Below are 15,610 nucleotides of genomic sequence, written 5' to 3'. Positions count from 1 at the left end.
ATTATATATACTTTTCTAAAGATTTTCTAAAGATTTGAAGATATTCACAATTAATGTACACAAAAAAAGTAGTTCTTATTGTATTAATTAAATCAACGATTTGAAATATAAAATTAATATCAATAAAATCTACTTTTTAATTTTTAAAATATTTATTTTTAACTCATTTTGTTTTTAGAATATTCTTGTCTTTTATTTTATAAATGTACATATTTCTTCTACTGGTTTTTTAGATGGACTCTTTAAATTATCTTCTGGTACTCCAAGTGCTAACATTGCCCCTAAAAAATATTCTCCCTTTTCAAATCCAGTTTCTGTTTCTAAGAGAGCTTCGATTTCATCTGCTGCATAGTTTTGACTTGTCAACCAACAAGAACCATATCCTAGTTCAATTGCTGATAGTGTAAAGTTTTCAATTGCAGCACCTAAACTCTGCATACCTGGATTTCTTATGAATAATTTATCTATAGTTTCTTTAGGTGCATCTATAAGTTCTAATTCATAATATCCTGATGGATTATATACCTTTGTAAAAACTAATACTAAAACTGGAGCTTTTAAATAAAATAATGTAAAGTTTGGTACAAATTTTCTAAATCTATTAGCTTTCTCTACTGACACTTTATCCATTTCTACAAGTATTTCTTGTTGCTTTTTAGTTATCACATCTGCTATCTTTTCCATTAAATCACGACGTTTTACAACTACAAAATGCCAGTTTTGAATATTTTTTCCTGATGGAGCTGCTCCTGCTGCTTTTATCATTTTTAAGATATCTTCATCTGATACATCTTGATTTTTAAACTTTCTTACACTTTGTCTTTTAAAAATAGTATCTTGTAATTCCATTTTTTAAATCCCCCCATAACTTTTTTATTATTTTAATATAATCTTTAAAATCATCTTATTTTAATATATCATGTTCTAACAAATCTTTAAATGATTCTATAAAATAATCATATCCATCTACATTCCCAAATCCATATTTTGCATATATAAAAGGTATGTTCACAAATTTAGCACTATTTGCATCACCTTGTGTATCTCCAACATAGATTGGACTCATTAATTTATTTCTATCAATTATAAGTTTGTTATTCTCCCCTTTATGTAAACCAGTATTTCCAGGACATTCAAAATCTATAAAATACTGTTCCAATTTGTGTGCTTTTAAAAAAGACTCTATATATCCAGCTTGGCAATTACTTACTATAAATAACTTATACTCTTTAGATAGTAACTTAAGAGTATCTTCTATATCATCAAATAATTTAGCTCCATTTTCAGATAGATATTCACATTCTTTTAAAGAGCATTCATTTAATAAATTCATTCTTTCTTCTTCATTTAAGTTTGGAAATAAACGATTTGCTATTTCATCAAAAGAAAGCCCCATAACACTTCTAAATAAATCTTTTGTGACATTTAAATCGATTTCTTTATGTTTACTTAAAACATCCTGCCAGACCTTGCATACTTCTTCTGTTGAATCCCATAATGTTCCATCTAAATCAAAAATAATACTATCTACCACAAAAAATCCCCCTTATGTCAAAATTTATTATATCTTTATAATTATATACTAAAAAGCAGATACAATCATAAATATATTTTACTTGATTGTATCTGCTATGTAATATAAAATCAATTACCAAAATCGATTTTTATAAATTTCTAACTACAAGTACACAGCCTTGCTCTACCTTAATCTTGCAAGAATTGCTCAACATAACATTAGATATTCCAATAGGTATAGAGTATTTCATATAATAGTTATCTAGAGGATATTCTAAACCAGTAAGTGTTACACCTTTAGCATCACCTTTTATAGCTATTACAGAAATAGTATCACCTGGTTTTCCAGACAATGTAATTTCTTCATTTTCAACTATATACATCTCTTCTCTATCTGATAGTATCCTAGAGTATATACCATATTCTTTTAAATAATATAATAACTTTATATTTGCAAGAGTGTGGTCAATCCTTCCACCTAAAGCACCAAAAAAATCAATATGGTTTGCTTTAAGAGTCTTAGCTAAAAAAAGACATAGTTCTGTATCAGTTTCATCTTTCTTAGATGGATATTTTTCAAATTTAACACCTTGATTTTTATAGAAGTTTATTTTATCTTCTTCTACCGAATCTAAATCTCCTAATATATAATCTGGCATTACTTCCATTTTATAGGCATGATTTGCCCCTCCATCTGCACATATTATGCAGTCATAACATTCTTTAATTATAATATCTCTTGTAACTTTGTAATCTTCTATTTCACCATTTAAAACAATACAGATTTTCATTCTTAAATTTAAACCAGTTCTTCAAGAGAAGCATTCTTTCTAAATAGATTAACTGTTTCTTGAATGTCATCACTTCCAAATATTGCAGAACCTGCTACTATTACATTCGCTCCTGCTTGTACGACTTCAGCTACATTTTTAGGGCTTATACCACCATCAACCTCTATATCAATGTTTAATCCTTTACTATCTATAAGTGCTTTTAATTCTTTAATTTTATCTAATACACAAGGTATAAATGATTGTCCTCCAAATCCAGGATTAACAGACATTAATAATACCATATCTAAATCAGGTAGTACATGTTTAATAGTGTCTATTGGTGTAGCTGGATTAAGTACTACACCTGCTTTTATTCCATGTGATTTTATATTTTGTATAGTTCTATGTAGATGTACACAAGCTTCCTGATGAACAGTTATTATGTCACACCCTGCCTTTACAAACTCTTCAATGTACTTATCTGGATTTTCTATCATAAGATGAGCATCAAATGTCATATTTATATTTTCTTTCTTTAAACTTTTAACTACAAGTGGTCCTAATGTAATGTTTGGTACAAAGTGTCCATCCATTACATCAATATGAAGATATTCACATCCTGCTCTTTCTACCTTTCTCACATCTTCTAATAATTTTGCAAAGTCTGCTGATAATATTGATGGTGCTAATTTAATCATGTTTCTAATACCTCCTACTGTTATTTTGTCTTATTTCATTTAGTAGCTGTATATAACTATCATATCTTTCTTTAGATATTTCTCCATTTGCAACAGCTTCTTTTATAGAACAATTAGGTTCATTTTCATGAATACATTTTGAACCAAACCTACAATCATTAAATTTATCAAATTCTATAAAATAATCTTTAAGTTCAACTTCTTCTATATCTTCAAGTGCAAGAGAACTAAAACCTGGTGTATCTGCAACCATTCCACCAAATTCCAACTTTAAAAGTTCAGCATGACGAGTAGTGTGTTTTCCCCTTTTTATTTTATCACTTACCACACCTGTTTGCAGTTTAAAGTTTTCATCTATTTCATTTAGCAAGCTTGATTTTCCAACTCCAGATGGACCTGCAAATACTACTACACTTTCTTTTAATTCTTCTTTTACTTTATCTATATTTAACTTAGTAATATTGCTTACAGGAATGACCTTATATCCACTAAGTTCGTATATATTTTTAACAGTTTCTAATGTATCATTATCATCTAAATCTGCTTTTGTAAGGATTATTACAGTTTCTAAATTTTCTTTTTCTGCCAAAACTATAAATCTATCTAAAAGAGATAAGTTTGGTTTAGGATTTTTTATTGCAAATACTATTAATGCCTTATCTACATTTGCTATAGGAGGTCTTATAAGTTCTGTATCTCTACTATCTATTTCTTCTAAGATACCTTTTTTTTCATCTTCATCAACAATATTTATTTTGACTCTATCACCAACTAGAGGTGTTATTTTCTGCTTTCTAAATATTCCTCTAGCCTTACATTCATAAATACCATTATCTGTATCTACATAATAAAATCCACTAATCCCCTTTATAATTTTTCCTTCTAGCATCAAATGCCTCCCTTTATAAAATTTATATAAACATGTACTGTTTATGAGTAGTATATTGTGTTATTCATTCCTATTTTTATATAATACCACATTTTTTTTAAATAACAAATCCTCCATTTGGACTAATTACCTGACCAGTGATAAAGTTTGATTTGTCTGATGCTAAGAAAATAGCACAATTTGCTATGTCTTCTGGAGTTCCCAATCTCATTAAAGGAGTTTCTTCTACAAGAACATTTATATCTTCCTCATTATATCCAGATAACATATCAGTATCAATAACACCTGGAGCTATGCTATTTACTCTAATATTTGATGGTCCTACTTCTTTAGCTAGTGCCTTTGTCATACCTATCATACCTGCTTTTGTTATAGAATAATGCACTTCACAAGAAGCACCTGAAATACCCCAAATAGAAGATATATTAATTATATTTCCTTTTTTCTCTGATATCATGTATTTTAAAGCAACTTGAGAACAATAAAAGCTTCCTTTTAAATTAATATTCATCATATTATCCCAGTCTTCATCAGTTATATCTGTAAACAATTTGTCTTGACTTATACCAGCATTGTTCACTAGGACATCCAATCCTCCAAATTCCTTTACACAATAGTCCATCATATTCTCTACATCTTCTCTATTTGAAACATCAGCTTTAAAAAGTTTTACAGAAAAATTTTTTTCATTCAATATAGTATACAACTCTTTAGCTTCATTTTCTGACTTATTAAAATTTATTAATATATTGTAACCTTCTTTTGCAAAAGCCTTAGACAAAGCTTTTCCAATGCCTCTAGAGCCCCCTGTAATTAAGACTGTTTTATTTTTCATAAATACTTTTCTCCTTTATTATAACCAATTCAATATTTTATACAAAACAAACTGCCCTTTAAAGAAAATATTTTCTATAAAAGGACAGCTCTTATTTTGCTAATATTTATTCTGTTTTACCAATATTTCCGCCAGTGCCTGATGGAGTTTCTCCGTTACCTCCTGAGCTTGAACCTCCTGAGTTTCCTCCATTATCTCCTGAGTTTGAGCCTCCTGAACTTGAACCTCCTGAATTCTCTCCATTATCTCCTGAATTTGAACCTCCTGAGTTTCCTCCATTATCTCCTGAATTTGAGCCTCCTGAATTTCCTCCATTATTTCCTGAGTTTGAGCCTCCTGAGTTTCCTCCATTATTTCCTGAGTTTGAGCCTCCTGAGTTTCCTCCATTATTTCCTGAATTTGAACCTCCTGAGTTTCCTCCACTGTTTCCTGAGTTTGAACCAGGTCCTGTTGTAGTATCATCATCTGGTGTTGTTGGTGTTTTATTTGGTGTTGTCGGAGTCTGTGTATTTGACTTCTCTGAACCTTTACTTACATATAAATTTATTTCATCCCCCTCTTGAACTCTTGATGAACTAGCTCCTGGGCTCTGATTTAAAATAGTACCTTCTTTATATATTGAACTATATTCATACTTAACTGTCCCTACTTTTAAGTTATTTTCTTCAATAAGTTGTTTTGCATTACTTAAAGTAAGTCCCACTACATTAGGAACAGAAGCCTGATTTGAACCTTTACTTACAACAACATTTATAGTATCACCCTTTTTGACATTTGTACTTCCACCTTCAGGTGTCTGTGATATTATACAATTTTTATCAACTTCACTACTATACTCTTCACTTTTTACACTTAAGGATAATCCTTCTTTTTCAACAGCACTTTGAGCTTCTTCTAATGGCATATTTACAAGATTAGGAACAGTCAAAGATTTATTGCCAAATCCTCCTGCAAATAAAAACTTATATGCTAAGAATACTTGAGTGCATAGTATCAGTATCAAAACAGCTGCAATTACTTTTAATCTTCTTCTTGCCTTTGGACTTTCCTGTTTTTTCTTCTTTTTCTTAATCCTCTTACTTGGAGTATTCTTAGGTTTCTGGTTCTTTTTAGCTCTCATTATCTCTTCCTCATCTTCTTCATCTTCTTCATCTTCATAAAAATCATCATAATAATCTTCATCATCGTCTAAATCAGCAACTTCAACAGGTTTAGCTACCTTTTCAAGTGTTGGCTTTACAGGTACTGGATTTATAACTTTATTAATTTCTCTTTCATCAATTTTCTTAGTTGCAAAATCATCATATTCTTTTATAAAATCTAAATCAATATTTTTTTCTATATACTCTATATCTTCTATCAACTCTTCAGCAGTTTGGTATCTGTCTGCACTAGATTTTTCTGTAAGTTTTTTTATTGTAGTTCTTACACTTTGAGGAATCCTAACTTTTTCTTCTGATGTAAAATCTATATCATCATTAATATGTTGAAGTGCTATAGAAATTGGACTGTCTCCTCTAAATGGAACTTTTCCTATCAACATTTCATATAAAACTATACCTAAAGAATATAAATCAGCATTATTAGTTACAAATTTACCTTTAGCCTGTTCTGGTGAAAAATAGTGCACTGAGCCTATTATACTACCAATATTGGTCATTGTTGAGTTTGAAACAGCTTTAGCTATACCAAAATCAGCTACTTTTACTACTCTTCCTTCATTGGATATTAGAATATTATGAGGTTTTATATCTCTATGTATAATCCCCTTTTTATGTGCAGCGCTAAGTGCCATAGCTATTTGTTTTGTTATATCTAATGCAGTATATTCATCTAATATACCTTCATCTTGTATAATCTCTTTTAGATTCTTTCCATCTACAAATTCCATTACAATATAGTGAACTTTTCCATCTTCACCAACATCATAAACATTTACTATATTTGGATGGGAAAGACTTGCTACTGCCTCTGCCTCTCTTTTAAATTTTGTTAAAAACTCATCGTCATCTACAAATTCAGGTCTAAGTACCTTAAGTGCAACAGTCCTGTTTAATAACCTGTCTTTTGCCTCATATACAAAGGCCATTCCTCCATCACCAATCTTCCTGATGATTTCATATCGATTTCCTAAAATTGTATCTCCCACAATATCACCGTCCTAATTATACTTTTATCACTATAACCGAAACATTATCTTTACCAGAAACATCATTGGCCATACTTATCAATTCTTCACTTATATTGGTAATTCTCTCATATTCATAATCTAATATTAAATCTCTTATATCTTCATCATTAATAAACCCAGTTAATCCATCTGTCGCAAGAAGTATTATATCACTTTTTTTGATATCTTTCTTAAAAATATCTACAACAACCATATCATCTGTTCCAATTGCTCTAGTTATTCTATTCCTTTGTGGATGTATTCTTGCCTCTTCTTCTGTAATAACATGAGCCATCATAAGTTCTTCAACCACGGAATGGTCTATAGTTATTTTATCAAATTTTTCATCTGTTAACAAATAACATCTGCTATCTCCAACATTTGCCACATATAAGACATTATTATACACTATAGCTGTAACTAATGTAGTTCCCATTCCTTCAAATTCTATATCTTCCATAGATTTTTTGTGCACAATTGAGTTTACATTATTATAAGCCTGTTTTAATATATCATCTATATAGTCTATTTTTACGTTATCATGTTGTAATAAGTTTTCTTTTAGAAAATCAATTATGTTTTCTACTGCTAATTTACTGGCGACCTCACCTTTTTTATGTCCACCCATTCCATCAGCTATGGCAAATATTCCTACTGGACCATGTTCTGTATCTATAACTTCTCCCTCACAATAGTCTTCATTATTTTTTCTTATTTTCCCTATATGTGAGGCACAACTATAAACCATACGACTTCCTCCTTACAAATTACTTGTATTTTCTTCTCAATTGACCACAAGCTCCACTAATATCAGAACCCATAGACATCCTAACTGTGGCAGGTATGTTGTTTTTCTCCAAACTATCCCTAAACTTATAAATAAATGCTTTATCTGGCTTTTCATATTCTCTTTCTTCAACTTTATTTATTGGTATTAAATTTACATGACATAGCATACCTTTTAAGAGCTTAGCTAATGCTTTTGCTTCTTTTTCTGAATCATTCACTCCTTTTATAAGAGAATATTCAAATGTGACCCTTCTATTTGTTTTTTTTATATAATATCTACAAGCATCTAATATTTCTTTAATAGAATAAGCATTTGCTACAGGCATAATTTTTCTTCTTTCTTCATCATATGGTGAATGAAGTGATAAAGCTAAATTTATAGCTATTTCTAAATCTGCCAATTCATACATTTTAGGTACTATTCCACAAGTTGAAAGAGTTATATGTCTATACCCTATATTAAGACCATTTTTTTCGTTAATTATTTTTAAAAATTGTTTTGTATTCTCAAAATTATCAAGTGGTTCACCACTTCCCATCAACACAAGATTTGATACCCTTTTACCAGTATCTTCTTGAATTTTAATAACTTGGTCTAAAATCTCCCATGGCTCTAAGTTTCTAATCAATCCATCCATTGTAGATGCACAGAAATTACATCCCATCCTACAGCCAACTTGATTAGATACACATACAGTAACTCTACTATTATAATCCATCATCACAGTTTCTATTATATTTCCATCATCTAATAAAAACAAATATTTTTTTGTACTATCCACCTTAGATTCCAACTTTAATTCTATATCTATATGTCCTATACATGAAACTTCTTCTAATTTGTTTCTCAAACTTTTTGGTATATTATTCATATCATCAAAAGTTTTTGCACCCTTATATATCCAAGAGAATATTTGACTTCCTCTAAAGGGCTTTTCATCTATAGTTTTCATAAATTCTTTAAGTTCATCTTCAGTAAAATTTTTTAATACTACTTTTTTCTTTTTCATTCTCTCACTACCTTATTCTTTTTAATTTTGCTATGAAAAAACCATCTATACCGTGGACATGAGGATATATCTTTAAATACCCTTTATCCTGATTGTCCAAGTCTACATTTACTGCATCAATTGGAGTCAATTGAAAATTATTATTTTCTTCAATAAAAGAAGTAATTATACTTATATTTTCCACATCTTGAATTGTACATGTACTATATACTAAAGTTCCACCAATTTTAACATACTTAGATGCATTTTCTAGAATTTTCTTTTGTATAGAAGTAATGTCTCTTAACTCTTCTTCTTTCTTATATTTAATCTCTGGTTTACGTCTTATTATACCAAACCCAGAGCAAGGAACGTCTGCTAAAACATAATCAAATTTACTTATACTCTTTTCATCAATCTCAGAAGCATCAAATTTTTCTACACATACATTTTTAAGACCTAATCTGTTTACAGTAGACTTTATGAGCTTTAGTTTGTGCTCAAAAATATCTCTAGCTACTACGTGACCAGTATTGTTCATTAAAGTAGCTAAGTGAGTAGATTTCCCTCCAGGAGCACTACATACATCCAAAACAAAAGAACCTTCTCTTGGATTAATTACTTTCCCTACTATCATAGAGCTTATATCTTGAATTGTAAATAAACCAGCCTTAAATAATTCATTATTTTCTATATTTTTCATTTTTTCGACTTTAATAGCTTCTTCTACCATAGGAACTTTTAAACATGTAATGCCCATTTCATTTAACTTTTCAATAAGTTCTTCTCTGCTTATTTTAAGTGTGTTTGTCCTTATATAGATACTAGGCTTTTCATTGTTCGCTTCCAACAAATCTTCAGTAAATTCTTGTCCAAATTTATCCATCCAATTTTTTATAATCCAAGAATTGTAAGAATACTTTATTGATAAGTATTTTACACTATCTTCATCAGTTATGTCCATTATAGTATCTTTGTTTCTTATTTCATTTCTAAGAATAGCATTTATGAAACCAGAAGACTTTTTATCATATTTCTTAGATAATTTTACAGTTTCATTAACTGCTGCATAATCAGATATACTATCCAAAAACAAAATCTGATATGTTCCCATTCTTAAAAAGATTTTAACATAAGTTGACATTTTTTTTACTTTTATTTTTGAAAGTTTATTGATTATATAATCTAAATAATACTTATTTTCTACTACTCCATAGATTAATTCTGTTGCAAGCCCTCTATCCATGTCACTTATTTCTAAATTTTTAAAATGTTTATTTATTGCAATATTTGAATAGTTATCATTTTTCTCTATATCACATAATACTTTAAATCCAATTTCTCTTGCATCCATATAAATTTCTCCCTTTTATTAAACATAAAAAAGGGTTGTTTCTAAACAACCCACTTTACTTTTAGTCATTTCTTCTTTGAGCTATCAGTAACAATCTAAGTAATTGAAGTATTGAAACCAACGCTGCTGCAACATATGTTAAAGCTGCTGCTGAAAGTACTTTTCTACTTTGTCTTGACTCACTCTCATCTATAATACCTAAATTTCCAAGTTGAACGATTGCTCTACTTGAAGCATTAAATTCTACAGGTAATGTTATTATTTGGAATAATACTGAAGCTGAAAATAATAGTATCCCAATTTCTAAAAATGGACCAGCCATAATAAATCCTATAAATATTAAAAACCAAGATATACTTGAAGCAAAATTTACTACTGGTACTAAGCTACTTCTTATTTGAAGAGGTGCGTAACCTTTAGCATGTTGTATCGCATGACCACATTCATGTGCAGCTACTGCAACAGAAGTTATAGATGTTCCATAATATACATCTTCTGACAGTCTTACAGCCTTTCTTCTTGGGTCATAATGGTCACTTAGATGCCCTCTAACCATTTCTATCTTTACATCATACAAACCATTTGAATCAAGCACTCTTCTTGCTGTTTGCTCTCCAGTATATCCTCTACGTGCATTTACTCTTAAATACTTATTTGTTGTTGAACTTACTTTAAATTGTGCATATACAGTAAATAATATAGCTGGAATTAATATAACCATTGTTGGGTCAAATCCCCAAAAACCGCCATACATAGGGTACATAAATAACACTCTCCTAAAATATATTTTTTATACATCCTCTTAATATTCACATAACTTAAAAACAGTTTAATTGTAAGCTAATATATTTTTTCCTGTTAAAAAGTCTATAGCTTTTTCAATATCTACCATATCTACATTAGTATTTACACAAGGTCCATTAGGCCTTTTGTTAAATACACCTAAAACAGGAATCTTTTTAATATCTTGTATTCCAGACGTTAAATCTCTTTCACATGCAACAGCTATAACAGCTTCAGGTTTATTTTCTATTATGATTTTTCTAGCTAGAGTTCCTCCTGTAGCTACAAATATTTTTACATTAGTTCTTTCCTTTAGCTTAATTAATTCTCCTATGTTGCATCTTCCACATTCTTTACAATTATCTATATCATTAGTAACTTTTAATTTACAACTATTCTCTTGAATACAATGAGGTATTAAAATTATTATATCCTCTGGATTAAAATTATATTTATTACTGTATATATATTCATTATTTAACTTTATATATATCCTTCTAATCTCACTTTTTGACATACCAAATGATGATGCAATGAAAGATATAATGGGAAATAATCCACTGACAATCTTAAAATTTATTTTCATTATATTTGAGTTAATATTCTTTCCTTTAATTACTCTATAAGTAACTGCTGTTGAACATAGTATTATAAGTATTAGTGATATTATTATAATATTTATTGCTAAAGAAAATATTTGAGTTAAATTTATTATAAAAAAATTTACAACTCCTATCAAAATCCATAATATTAAAATTAAAATCCCAACACTTGTTAAATACTTCTTTATATCTGTCATACTTTTCACCTAACCCAATACTAAACCAGTTTCTATAGTATTCCCTTTTATATATTCACCAACCAACATTCTCTTTTTATTTGGCATCTGAATTTCTTCGATTAAAAGCACCTTATCTCTAGTACTTACTTTTATTCCTTCTTTACTTACATCAATTATCGTACCTGCACCTTTAGTACTTTTTTCATTTAACACTTTAGTTTTCCAAATTTTCATTGTAACACCATTGTAGGTAGTATAAGCACTTGGCCATGGATTTACACCTCTAACTAAATTATGTATCTTCCTAGCACTTTTTGAAAAATCTATATTACCTAATGATTTATTCATTATTGGAGCATAAGAAAATTCCTCATGATTTTGTACTTCTCTTGGAGCAGTTCCTTCTTCAATTAACTTTAATGTTTCTTTTAAAGTTTCTGCTCCTATATTCATCATTTTATCATGAAGTTCTCCTGCTGTTATATTTTCATCAAGATTTACTTCTGTCTTTAGTATCATATCTCCAGTATCCAGACCTTCATCCATGTACATAGTTGTAACACCAGTCTTTTCTTCACCATTTATTATTACCCAATTTATAGGTGCCGCACCTCTATATTTTGGAAGTAAAGAAACATGAACATTTATACATCCAAGTCTAGGAATTTCTAATATTTCTTTTGGAAGTATCTGCCCAAAAGCTACAACCACTATTACATCTGGATTTAAAGATTTCATTGTATCTATAAATTCTTTATCTCTAGCCTTGATTGGTTGATATACAGGTATATTATTTCCAATTGCAAGTTCTTTTACTGGGCTCATACCCAGTTTTTTACCTCTTCCTTTTGGTTTATCTGGTTGAGTTACAACACCTAATATTTCATACTTCTCATCTATTATTTTTTGTAAACAAGGAACTGCTATATCTGGAGTTCCCATAAATACTATTTTCATCAAATCAACTCCTACTACTTTTCTATTTTATCAACAAATAGAATTCCATCTAAGTGGTCTATTTCATGACAAAATGCTCTAGCTAAAAGTTCTTCTCCTTCTAACTCTACTGTTTCACCATTTCTATTTAAAGCTCTAACTTTTACATAATTTGGTCTTCTAACCTCTCCAGCTTCTCCAACAACACTTAAACACCCTTCTTCATCTATTTGCTCTCCAGATATTTCTATTATTTCAGGATTTATAAGTTCTATAAGCTCTTCTCCAACATCTATTACTACTACTCTTTTTAAAATTCCAACTTGAGGTGCAGCTAATCCGACACCTTCTGCATCATACATAGTTTCTGCCATATCATCTAATAATTGTATTATCTTTTCATCAATTTTTTCAACCTTTTTTGATTTCTTTCTTAATACTGGTTCTCCTATTTGAACTATTTGTCTTAAAGCCATTGTACTTCCTCCTAAATTTATAATACACTATTTGGATTAATATCTATAGATACATTGATATTCTTATGAAATATCAAATCTCGTTTTGTTATACATATATATTTTATTATACCCTTTAACAGATTAATTTCAATATTTTCATCTTTAAAGAGTATCTGCCATCTATAATTTTGATTTATTTTTGATATTGAACATGGGTTTGGTCCTAATATAAATCCTAAATCATTTATACCCCTTTTTTCTAATAAAAAAATCAATGATGCATGCATATTTTTTATATTTTTTACCACTAATCTCTCATCTTCACCACTAACAACTACACTCAACATGTTATTAAAAGGAGAATATCCAAACGCTTTTCTTATTTTTATCTCATCCTCATAAAAACCTTCATAATCATATTCAATAGCATGCTTAATAGCATAGTGTTCAGTATCATAGGTTTGAAGCACTACTTTTCCTTCTTTATCTGCTCTCCCTGCTCTTCCAGAAACTTGAGTTATCAATTGAAATGTAGTTTCAAAACTTTTAAAATCTGGAAAATTTAGTATCATATCTGCAGATAAAATACCTACTAAAGTTACATTCTCAAAATCCAGCCCTTTACTTAACATCTGTGTTCCAATCAGTACATTAGCTTCTTTATCTTTGAATTTATTTAGTATCTCATCTAAAGCACCTTTTTTTGAAGTTGTATCCTTATCCATTCTCAAAGTTTTTATATCTGGAAAAATATATTTTAATTCCTCCTCAATTTTTTGAGTTCCAACTCCAAATGGTTTAACATAATTACTTTTACATTCAGGACACTCTTTTGGAATTTCTTTCTCATATCCACAATAGTGGCATCTTCCAGTATTACTTTTCTTATGATAAGTTAAAGATATATCACAATTTTCACATTGGAACACATATCCACACTTTCTGCAAGATACAAAATTTGCATAACCTCTTCTATTTAAAAAAAGTATTACTTGACTATTTTCTTCAATCGCACAACTTATTTCTTTTTGGAGTTTCAGACTAAATATACTTTTATTGCCTTTATCTAGTTCATCTTTCATGTCTACCACTTCAATATTTGGAAGAGGTTTATCATTTGCTCTCCTCTTTATATTTATAAGTTTGTATTCACCTGATTTTGCCCTATAATACTCTTCAATTGAAGGTGTTGCTGAACCTAAAATAAGAGTTAAATTATTTTTTAATGCCATAAATCTAGCCACTTCTATAGCATTAAATTTTGGATTCTTCTCAGACTTATATGATGACTCATGAAATTCATCAATTATTATCAATCCTAAAGAATTAAAAGGTGCAAATAGAGCCGACCTAGCTCCAATTAAAACTCTTACTTTCCCTGCTTTGACAGCCTTATAAACATCATGTTTTTCTCCTTCAGATAGTTTACTGTGAAACACTCCAACTAAATCTCCAAACCTACTCTTTAACCTATCTATTGTTTGAGGAGTTAATGCTATCTCAGGTACTAAGAATATACTATCTAAACCTTGACTTAAAGCAAACTCTATTATTTCCATATAAACTTCAGTTTTTCCACTTCCAGTTACTCCATGAATTAAGTATGGTTTTTTATTATCCATAAACATATTCGACTTTATCTCATCAACCGCTTGTTGTTGCTCATTGTTTAATTTTATACTTTTTGATATGGATTTGTAAATACTTTTTGGTTCTCTATAATAATCCTTAAATTCTAGAGTTATCAACTTTTTCTTATTTAAAGAATTTATACTTTGTTTTGAAGCATTTAATAAATCCAATAAATCATTTATCTCTACATTTTCATTATTTTTAAGAAAACTTAATATCTGTTTTTGTTTACTTCCTACATTTATTTTATTTTGTTCTATATAATCGTCAATTTTATCACTTTCCAAACTCAAAGATATATAACATACTTTCTTCTCATTTTTGTGATTTTTGTATTCCCAACATAATTTTATAATTCCATTTTTATTCATTGCGTATAAAGAACTATTTAGGTTTGGTATATATTTTAACTTATCAACCTTAATTTTACCTTTATTATCAATTACTTTCTCTACTATTTCTCTATTTTTATCACTTAAAGTTGATATTTTTTTCTTTAATTCAGTATCATTTAATCCACTTAAATTTTCACCTAATAAGACTACTTTATAATTATTTAATTTATATCCTTTTGGATATATCAAATTTATACATTCTATATAAGTACACAAATATCTATTTTTCATCCAATAAACCAATTCTAAGTCTTCTTTTCTAAATATTGGATTTTCATCTAATATATCAATAATTTCTTTTATTTTTATTTTTTCATCTAAGCTATCTGTAAGTTGAAATACAAAGGCTTCTGTTGGTTTATTACCTTTTCCAAATGGTACTAATATTCTGTGTCCAATTTTTATGACCTCAGATAAAAATACAGGAATTTGATATGTAAATAAATTATCTGTGTATATAGTATTACTTCTAACTATTACCTTTGCATATTTTTTCATTGTAAAACCTCTACTTAAATTTAATCTACTGTTCATATTCTAATATATAAACAATTTCAAGTTATTAATATTAACTCTATTTTAATAATTAACTATTAGTTATATTTTATACTTT

The 15,610-nt window shown here is 28.8% G+C and carries 15 protein-coding genes; all 15 read right to left on the bottom strand.

Annotated features, from left to right (window positions below):
- Positions 1 to 192: 192 nt before the first annotated feature.
- The gene (locus tag KGF42_RS03190; RefSeq protein ID WP_054274558.1) at positions 193 to 849 is read right to left on the bottom strand and encodes a nitroreductase family protein; all 657 of its coding nucleotides are present in this window, start codon (positions 847 to 849) and stop codon (positions 193 to 195) included.
- 55 nt (positions 850 to 904) lie between these two features.
- Positions 905 to 1,534 (bottom strand): HAD family hydrolase, encoded by a 630-nt coding sequence (locus tag KGF42_RS03185; protein ID WP_054274559.1) that lies wholly within the window; start codon positions 1,532 to 1,534, stop codon positions 905 to 907.
- Between the two features lie 130 nt (positions 1,535 to 1,664).
- Positions 1,665 to 2,306, bottom strand: a complete 642-nt coding sequence (locus KGF42_RS03180; protein WP_054274560.1) for a thiamine diphosphokinase — start codon at positions 2,304 to 2,306, stop codon at positions 1,665 to 1,667.
- Positions 2,307 to 2,314: 8 nt separating this feature from the next.
- On the bottom strand, positions 2,315 to 2,986 hold the full coding sequence (rpe, locus tag KGF42_RS03175) for a ribulose-phosphate 3-epimerase (protein ID WP_054274561.1): 672 nt from the start codon (positions 2,984 to 2,986) through the stop codon (positions 2,315 to 2,317).
- A 4-nt stretch (positions 2,987 to 2,990) separates the two neighbouring features.
- Positions 2,991 to 3,875: a ribosome small subunit-dependent GTPase A gene (gene rsgA / locus KGF42_RS03170; protein ID WP_227822862.1), complete on the bottom strand. Its 885-nt coding sequence runs from the start codon at positions 3,873 to 3,875 to the stop codon at positions 2,991 to 2,993.
- A 97-nt stretch (positions 3,876 to 3,972) separates the two neighbouring features.
- Positions 3,973 to 4,710: an elongation factor P 5-aminopentanone reductase gene (gene ymfI / locus KGF42_RS03165; RefSeq protein WP_227825681.1), complete on the bottom strand. Its 738-nt coding sequence runs from the start codon at positions 4,708 to 4,710 to the stop codon at positions 3,973 to 3,975.
- A 106-nt stretch (positions 4,711 to 4,816) separates the two neighbouring features.
- Positions 4,817 to 6,859: a PASTA domain-containing Ser/Thr kinase PrkC gene (prkC, locus tag KGF42_RS03160; protein ID WP_227825680.1), complete on the bottom strand. Its 2,043-nt coding sequence runs from the start codon at positions 6,857 to 6,859 to the stop codon at positions 4,817 to 4,819.
- Between the two features lie 16 nt (positions 6,860 to 6,875).
- Positions 6,876 to 7,628, bottom strand: coding sequence for a Stp1/IreP family PP2C-type Ser/Thr phosphatase (locus tag KGF42_RS03155; protein WP_054274565.1), 753 nt, complete (start codon positions 7,626 to 7,628; stop codon positions 6,876 to 6,878).
- Positions 7,629 to 7,647: 19 nt separating this feature from the next.
- Positions 7,648 to 8,679, bottom strand: coding sequence for a 23S rRNA (adenine(2503)-C(2))-methyltransferase RlmN (rlmN, locus tag KGF42_RS03150; protein WP_227821113.1), 1,032 nt, complete (start codon positions 8,677 to 8,679; stop codon positions 7,648 to 7,650).
- 7 nt (positions 8,680 to 8,686) lie between these two features.
- Positions 8,687 to 10,012, bottom strand: coding sequence for a 16S rRNA (cytosine(967)-C(5))-methyltransferase RsmB (gene rsmB, locus KGF42_RS03145; RefSeq protein ID WP_227825679.1), 1,326 nt, complete (start codon positions 10,010 to 10,012; stop codon positions 8,687 to 8,689).
- A gap of 61 nt (positions 10,013 to 10,073) precedes the next feature.
- On the bottom strand, positions 10,074 to 10,775 hold the full coding sequence (locus KGF42_RS03140) for a zinc metallopeptidase (RefSeq protein ID WP_054274568.1): 702 nt from the start codon (positions 10,773 to 10,775) through the stop codon (positions 10,074 to 10,076).
- 66 nt (positions 10,776 to 10,841) lie between these two features.
- Positions 10,842 to 11,594: a DUF116 domain-containing protein gene (locus KGF42_RS03135; protein ID WP_227821115.1), complete on the bottom strand. Its 753-nt coding sequence runs from the start codon at positions 11,592 to 11,594 to the stop codon at positions 10,842 to 10,844.
- Between the two features lie 9 nt (positions 11,595 to 11,603).
- The gene (fmt, locus tag KGF42_RS03130) at positions 11,604 to 12,533 is read right to left on the bottom strand and encodes a methionyl-tRNA formyltransferase (RefSeq protein WP_227825678.1); all 930 of its coding nucleotides are present in this window, start codon (positions 12,531 to 12,533) and stop codon (positions 11,604 to 11,606) included.
- A gap of 14 nt (positions 12,534 to 12,547) precedes the next feature.
- Complete coding sequence (gene def, locus KGF42_RS03125) at positions 12,548 to 12,988, bottom strand: peptide deformylase (RefSeq protein ID WP_227825677.1); 441 nt, start codon at positions 12,986 to 12,988, stop codon at positions 12,548 to 12,550.
- Between the two features lie 17 nt (positions 12,989 to 13,005).
- Positions 13,006 to 15,495 carry a primosomal protein N' gene (gene priA / locus KGF42_RS03120; RefSeq protein WP_227825676.1) on the bottom strand — a complete coding sequence of 830 codons (2,490 nt, stop codon included), beginning with the start codon at positions 15,493 to 15,495 and terminating at the stop codon, positions 13,006 to 13,008.
- Positions 15,496 to 15,610: the final 115 nt, after the last annotated feature.

Origin of the sequence: Clostridioides sp. ZZV15-6383 (assembly GCF_020657735.1) — a bacterium.
In the GTDB taxonomy this organism is placed as follows: domain Bacteria; phylum Bacillota; class Clostridia; order Peptostreptococcales; family Peptostreptococcaceae; genus Clostridioides; species Clostridioides difficile_D.
Note: the sequence above shows the minus strand (reverse complement) of the source record. Positions and strands in the feature narration are given on the sequence as shown.